The organism is candidate division WOR-3 bacterium, assembly GCA_039804165.1.
Taxonomy (GTDB): domain Bacteria; phylum Hydrothermota; class UBA3072; order UBA3072; family UBA3072; genus JAFGHJ01.
Window position 1 is genome coordinate 1 of the sequence record JBDRZZ010000048.1, and the last position, 5,490, is coordinate 5,490.

Genomic DNA, 5,490 nt, shown 5'->3' on the forward strand with positions numbered 1-5,490 from the left:
TAAAATACAGGGTGTAGTTATGAAAATTTTGGTGTAAATTGTAATTTAAGGAGGTTATGTAATGAATAGAGGTATAAGGATGATTAAGAAATCAACTATCATACTAATATTCCTTGTTTTCCCGATAATTGCGAAAGCAGAACCATACAAGCCTTATCCCATATTATTTGTTCATGGTCTTGGGGCACATTCGGGAACCTGGGGAGCACCTACGATTTCCAGAAGCGACTTTATTCCTAAAGATTCAGTTAGATCAGATCACACCTATGACCATTTCCTTGATTATATGACGCCCTATGCAATTGAGTGGTGGAGAGTAGATAAGAGTTATACTCATCCTGACTCTTCACCCGCCTACCCCAACAAAACCTTTCTTGAGGGAGGGAATTCGTTATCCGTGAACCGTTGTCCGTTTTCCGTAAAAAGGAAAAATAATGGAGAGGAGAAAAAATGAAAAATTTAAGATTTAAAACTTACAATTTACTATTACAAATCTTCAGCCGAAAGATAGGGGTAGGAATTAGTTTAGTAATTATTGGATTAATTTTCAATGGGTGTAGTCATTGGGAAGAGGAAGAGTTTTTTTATCATTCTCCGAATTGGACGAGTGATGGGAGGGTAGTGTTTGTGAAAGAGATAAGGGTTTGGAAGTGGGAGAGGAGTATTTTTGGTGAGAGTGCTCATATAAAGAGTGAGCGGACGTGGTTGTGTGAGGTGAATGCAGATGGTAGTGGGATGGAGGAGAAGGGTTTTTTATTTGATGATCCTGCACAGGGGATAAATTCTACATCTTCTGCTGGGGATTGGGTTGTTTTAGGGGATGTTCATTACAACAGTATTTGGGTCATAAGAAGGGATGGGACTGGCTTACAGAAAGTAGGAGAAGGGCAGAATCCTGATTTTTCTCCTGATGCTTCAAAGATTGTTTATGAGAAGCCTGGAGAGGGGATATGGATAATGGATAGGGATGGAGGTAATGACCACCAGATTATTGCGGATCCTGATGCGAAATATCCTGCGTGGAGTCCGGATGATACGTTGATTGCGTATGGGTATGGTAGTGTACATATTTATAATTTGATTGCAAGCCAACAAGTAAGGGAATTTAATTATTTGTATTTCCCGGATTGGTATTCGAATGGAAAGTTTGTATCTATTTGTGCCTCACCAGAATATGATGGAGGTATTGATATAGACATATATAACGACCAAATTGATACGCTTCGTCAAATTAGTTCAGGTTACTATCTTAAAGTTTCCTCGGATGGTAATAAATTTGTAGCTTACGATGGTTCCTGGTTTGTAATTAACCGTGATGGGACGGGCAAATGGTATTTGAGGCCATAAAATACAGGGTGTAGTTATGAAAATTTTGGTGTAAATTGTAATTTAAGGAGGTTATGTAATGAATAGAGGTATAAGGATGATTAAGAAATCAACTATCATACTAATATTCCTTGTTTTCCCGATAGTTGCGAAAGCAGAACCATACAAGCCATATCCGATATTATTTGTTCATGGTCTTGGGGCAAGTTCGGGAACCTGGGGAGCTGGCACCTATATATTTGGTGATAATAGAACAGATTCTCTTAATTTAGATTCGATACCTGATGGAGGCACCTATGACCATTTCCTTGATTATATGCATCCGTATGCAATTGTTTGGGACGAGGTCGACTCAACTTACGCGCATCCAGGAGGAACTCCGGCACATCCTAAGCCAGATCCCGCCTACCCCAACAAAACCTTTCTTGAGGGAGGGGATAGAAATTGTGGGATGAGCTGAGAGTGTAAAAAGGAGGGAGAATGAAAGATTTAAGGTTTCAAATTTTTAGTAGGAGTATCAAGAAGATATGGAATGGAATAATTATTGGGATATTGATTATTATCTTTGGAGGGTGTGGTAGGGAATGGGAGGAGAGGCATGTTAGTTATCATGCTCCTAATTGGACCTCAGATGGGAGAATAATATTTTTTGAAGAGATTTGGATTCAGAGGCTAAAGGAGGGTATTGATGGTCCTATAGTAATAAAGGAGACACAAGAGTTCACATTATATGAGGTAGATAATAGAGGTGTGGATTATGAGGAGATAGGGGAGGTATGCAATAGTGAGAGAGGTTTTTTTTCTATAGAGGGTAGTTCTTCTGCTGGGGAATATGTAGTTTTTGGTCTTTCCGGGATTGGAAATAATGATAATGAGATTTGGGTGATAAAGAGGGATGGGACAGGATTACAGAAAGTAGGAGAAGGGCAGAATCCTGATTTTTCGCCTGATGCTTCGAAGATTGTTTATGAGAAGCCTGGAGAGGGGATATGGATAATGGATAGGGATGGGAGTAATGACCACCAGATTATTGCGGATCCTGATGCGAAATATCCTGCGTGGAGTCCTGATGATACGCTGATTGCGTATGGGGAGTATTCCACTCATATTGCTAATTTAGAAGGCAATTCTATAAGAGAATATTCAAGTTGGTGGTTTAGAGATTGGGGTCCTTTAGGTAGTAATATGGTTATGGCGACAAATCCTTATGGACTTACAGTTACCATAAATTTTATTTCTGAAGTTATAGATACCATAAGTGTTTTTGTCACTTATGAATCAGGAAGTGGATATAAATGGTCTCCGGATGGTAATGCTTTTATTGGATACGATGGCAATTGGTTTGTAATTAACCGTGATGGGACGGGCAAATGGTATTTGAGGCCATAAAATACAGGGTGTAGTTATGAAAATTTTGGTGTAAATTGTAATTTAAGGAGGTTATGTAATGAATAGAGGTATAAGGATGATTAAAAAATCAACTATCATACTAATATTCCTTGTTTTCCCGATAGTTGCGAAAGCAGAACCATATAAGCCTTATCCGATATTATTTGTTCATGGTCTTGGGGCAAGTTCGGGAACCTGGGGAGCCAAATGTGATACATTTCCAAAAGGAAGTAGAAACAGTAGATTTACTGATAGTATCATTAATCTGGACTCAGATCACACCTATGACCATTTCCTTGATTATATGACGAAATATGCGTGGGCTTGGTATGATTGGGAAAAAGAGCAGGGATTAGAGCGTACTTATACACCAGATACCAACGCTCCTATTACCGGTCCTCGTTTCCCCAACAAAACCTTTCTTGAGGTGGTGAATTTTGATGACAATCGGGGGAGTATCGACCCGGACCCTCATTATCCTAACTTTAACGGTCAGGGAGATGAATTATGGCACAGGGTGAAAGATGTGCTTGATGAGTATTATGGTGAAGGACAATGGCAGAATGACCGAAACGCAAAAGTAATTCTCGTTGGTCATTCGATGGGAGGATTAGCAGGAAGGCAGGCTATAATTTTATTCCTTTCCTCTTACTTGTATTTAGTATAGTTATGCCTACCGGTTCTTCTTTTTCGTATCTGATTATTATGTCATCCTCAGTTATTTCGGAATCGTCCGCATGACTGGGTTTTTTAAAGTTAATGTATAACACATCAGCTTCCTTGTCATAAGTTGTCCATATCCTTGGATATGGGATATCTAATATTCCATGGACAAGGTTTAATACTTTTTTTACTTCTACCGTTCCCATATTTTTTTCCTCCTTTTTAGCTGCTTCTTGCATCTTGTTAAAAAGGCTGTTATAACAAATCCATCTTTTTTACTTAATTCTCTTTATATACCACTACTATATATTTACCTGCTTCTACTTCCTTTACCGCTAAAAATTCACCTGTTTTACCTTTGTAAATAACTTCTGGTTCTTCAAGGGTTTCGAGGACCTCAAAATAATAACCAGCCATTTCCGAGTGTTCTTCTGTTATGTGAAACCATCTTTCTTCAGTTGACCTTATAGGTACGCCGTTCTTTGATTTTGCAATATCCATCTTTTAATTTAAAGATATATCGAATGATTTGGTTTGTCAACTATGGAGTATTGAGGGTAAGAAGTTTAGCTACTGAAAGGATGGTAGTTGTTCGATTTTGATAGGGTATGGTATAGAGAAAGCGTAAAAATCCAATTCAATGGAGTCGGTGGGTTGACTGTGATTAGCATTTCTGTTATAATTGTAATCAGGGTATAGTTGATAGGGTAGTAGGGTATAGAAAAAATTGGCGGCCAAAAGCGTGAGAAAAGGCTTGACAAGAGAAAAAATTTATTATAACTATAAGTATAATTCAGTGTATAGTTGATAGGGGATAGTAATGAGAATATTAAATAGGAGATAGGAAAATGGGATTAAAAAATTTAGAATTTACAACTTACAATTTAAAATTTCAAATCTTTAGCTGGAGGTGTTATGAAAAAGTTAAGATTACTCTTTTTCTTGTTTCTCAGTGTTTCAGTTTATTCCGATGAATTAGAAGATGTTATCTCTGCCTTACAGAAAAACATAGATAAAGTCCAGGATTTGCAATGTTCTGCTCTAATGAGTATAGATATGGGTGAGATGGGGACGTATACTCAGTCAATGAAATTGTGGACTAAAGGGAGGGATAAGATGAGGATGGAGATGGAGGCTTCTCCGGGTTTATCAGTTAATCCATCTCCAATGGGGCAGAAGGCAACTTCTGGGAAGGTGAGGATGATTATAAATGGGGATAAGGTAATTATGGAAAGTGAAGGGAAGAGAGAGGTGCTTTCCTCAGATGGTTCTTCGCTTTATCGTAGGCAAGCTGCACCTCCTGGGGGAGATTTCCAGCGGGATTTTAGGGAGTTTTTAAAGCAGAATAAAGTATCTATTGTTTCGAGGAAGAAATCAGTGATCAAGAATTTACTTTCAAGGAGTGAGCCACCCAAAGAGGTTGTTCTTGAGGTAGTCCCCAAAGAGAAAGATCCGATTGTTCAGAAGATAGAGATGACAGTTGATATGGAAAGGGGAGTCATCACCAATCAAAAGATGTTTTCTAATTATGGGACAACAAAGATGGATATGGAATATGAGAATATAAAAGGTGTATGGGTGATTAAAAGGATAAATATGATTATTCCGACACCAATGGGAAAAGCCGGAAAGATGACGATTGAGTATAAGAATGTGAAACTGAATGAGGGAATAAGCGATAGGTTGTTTATGGAGTGAGGCAGGGTATAGAAAAGAGGGGATAGTAATTGGAAAGTGAAAAATGAAAATTGGAAAGTGCAAATTGAGTAAAATAATAGCCATGGAGGGGATATGTTATCCGTTAACCGTCCTCCGTTTTCCGTAAAAAGGAAAAATAATGGAGAGGAGAAAAAATGAAAAATTTAAGATTTACAATTTCAAATCTTTAGCGGGAGGGTATATGAGAAAAATATGGGTAGGGATTAGTTTGGTAATTGTTTTGTGGATGTTTACTGGTTGTAGTATAGAAGTTACCGAGTACACGAAAGCAAAAGCTCCGAACTGGACATCGGATGGTAAGATAGTTTTTATAAAAGACTACAATTATGTTAAGATTAGCCATTCACTTTTTGGGACAATGGATAATGTTGAAGGGAGTTATGAGGTTTTAAC

The 5,490-nt window shown here is 38.0% G+C and carries 9 protein-coding genes; 7 read left to right on the plus strand and 2 right to left on the minus strand.

All coding sequences use genetic code 11. The annotated features are described in order from the left end of the window. Window positions 1-61 precede the first annotated feature (61 nt). Genes ABIN61_09195 through ABIN61_09215 form a run of 5 tightly spaced genes read left to right on the plus strand, consistent with a single transcriptional unit; the run spans window position 62 to window position 3,382 of the window. Window positions 62-454 (plus strand): hypothetical protein, encoded by a 393-nt coding sequence (locus ABIN61_09195; GenBank protein MEO0294371.1) that lies wholly within the window; start codon window positions 62-64, stop codon window positions 452-454. Next, window positions 451-1,347 (plus strand): hypothetical protein, encoded by an 897-nt coding sequence (locus ABIN61_09200; GenBank protein MEO0294372.1) that lies wholly within the window; start codon window positions 451-453, stop codon window positions 1,345-1,347. Before ABIN61_09195 ends, ABIN61_09200 begins: the two co-directional genes overlap by 4 nt. Window positions 1,348-1,405: 58 nt before the next feature. Next, on the plus strand, window positions 1,406-1,786 hold the full coding sequence (locus ABIN61_09205; GenBank protein MEO0294373.1) for a hypothetical protein: 381 nt from the start codon (window positions 1,406-1,408) through the stop codon (window positions 1,784-1,786). 20 nt (window positions 1,787-1,806) lie between these two features. Further along, the gene (locus ABIN61_09210) at window positions 1,807-2,715 is read left to right on the plus strand and encodes a hypothetical protein (GenBank protein MEO0294374.1); all 909 of its coding nucleotides are present in this window, start codon (window positions 1,807-1,809) and stop codon (window positions 2,713-2,715) included. A 58-nt stretch (window positions 2,716-2,773) separates the two neighbouring features. Then, on the plus strand, window positions 2,774-3,382 hold the full coding sequence (locus tag ABIN61_09215) for a hypothetical protein (protein ID MEO0294375.1): 609 nt from the start codon (window positions 2,774-2,776) through the stop codon (window positions 3,380-3,382). On the opposite strand, the gene ABIN61_09220 is transcribed toward ABIN61_09215, so the two are convergent. Both ABIN61_09220 and ABIN61_09225 read right to left on the minus strand, forming a co-directional pair. Then, on the minus strand, window positions 3,342-3,584 hold the full coding sequence (locus ABIN61_09220) for a DUF2283 domain-containing protein (GenBank protein ID MEO0294376.1): 243 nt from the start codon (window positions 3,582-3,584) through the stop codon (window positions 3,342-3,344). The two genes, ABIN61_09215 and ABIN61_09220, sit on opposite strands and share 41 nt — an antisense overlap. Window positions 3,585-3,657: 73 nt before the next feature. Beyond that, on the minus strand, window positions 3,658-3,879 hold the full coding sequence (locus ABIN61_09225) for a hypothetical protein (GenBank protein MEO0294377.1): 222 nt from the start codon (window positions 3,877-3,879) through the stop codon (window positions 3,658-3,660). A gap of 414 nt (window positions 3,880-4,293) precedes the next feature. Here ABIN61_09225 and ABIN61_09230 point away from each other — a divergent pair, with 414 nt between their 5' ends. Then, window positions 4,294-5,076 (plus strand): hypothetical protein, encoded by a 783-nt coding sequence (locus ABIN61_09230; GenBank protein MEO0294378.1) that lies wholly within the window; start codon window positions 4,294-4,296, stop codon window positions 5,074-5,076. Between the two features lie 202 nt (window positions 5,077-5,278). Continuing rightward, a partial coding sequence (locus tag ABIN61_09235; GenBank protein MEO0294379.1) for a hypothetical protein occupies window positions 5,279-5,490 on the plus strand: 212 nt, incomplete at its 3' end.

What these genes read in the sequence shown, in the direction of transcription:
- ABIN61_09230 (MEO0294378.1), top strand. Translation starts at nt 4,294, where the DNA reads ATGAAAAAGTTAAGATTACTCTTTTTCTTGTTTCTCAGTGTTTCAGTT.
- ABIN61_09215 (MEO0294375.1), top strand. Translation starts at nt 2,774, where the DNA reads ATGAATAGAGGTATAAGGATGATTAAAAAATCAACTATCATACTAATA.
- ABIN61_09225 (MEO0294377.1), bottom strand. Translation starts at nt 3,879, where the DNA reads ATGGATATTGCAAAATCAAAGAACGGCGTACCTATAAGGTCAACTGAA.
- ABIN61_09205 (MEO0294373.1), top strand. Translation starts at nt 1,406, where the DNA reads ATGAATAGAGGTATAAGGATGATTAAGAAATCAACTATCATACTAATA.
- ABIN61_09210 (MEO0294374.1), top strand. Translation starts at nt 1,807, where the DNA reads ATGAAAGATTTAAGGTTTCAAATTTTTAGTAGGAGTATCAAGAAGATA.
- ABIN61_09220 (MEO0294376.1), bottom strand. Translation starts at nt 3,584, where the DNA reads ATGGGAACGGTAGAAGTAAAAAAAGTATTAAACCTTGTCCATGGAATA.
- ABIN61_09200 (MEO0294372.1), top strand. Translation starts at nt 451, where the DNA reads ATGAAAAATTTAAGATTTAAAACTTACAATTTACTATTACAAATCTTC.
- ABIN61_09195 (MEO0294371.1), top strand. Translation starts at nt 62, where the DNA reads ATGAATAGAGGTATAAGGATGATTAAGAAATCAACTATCATACTAATA.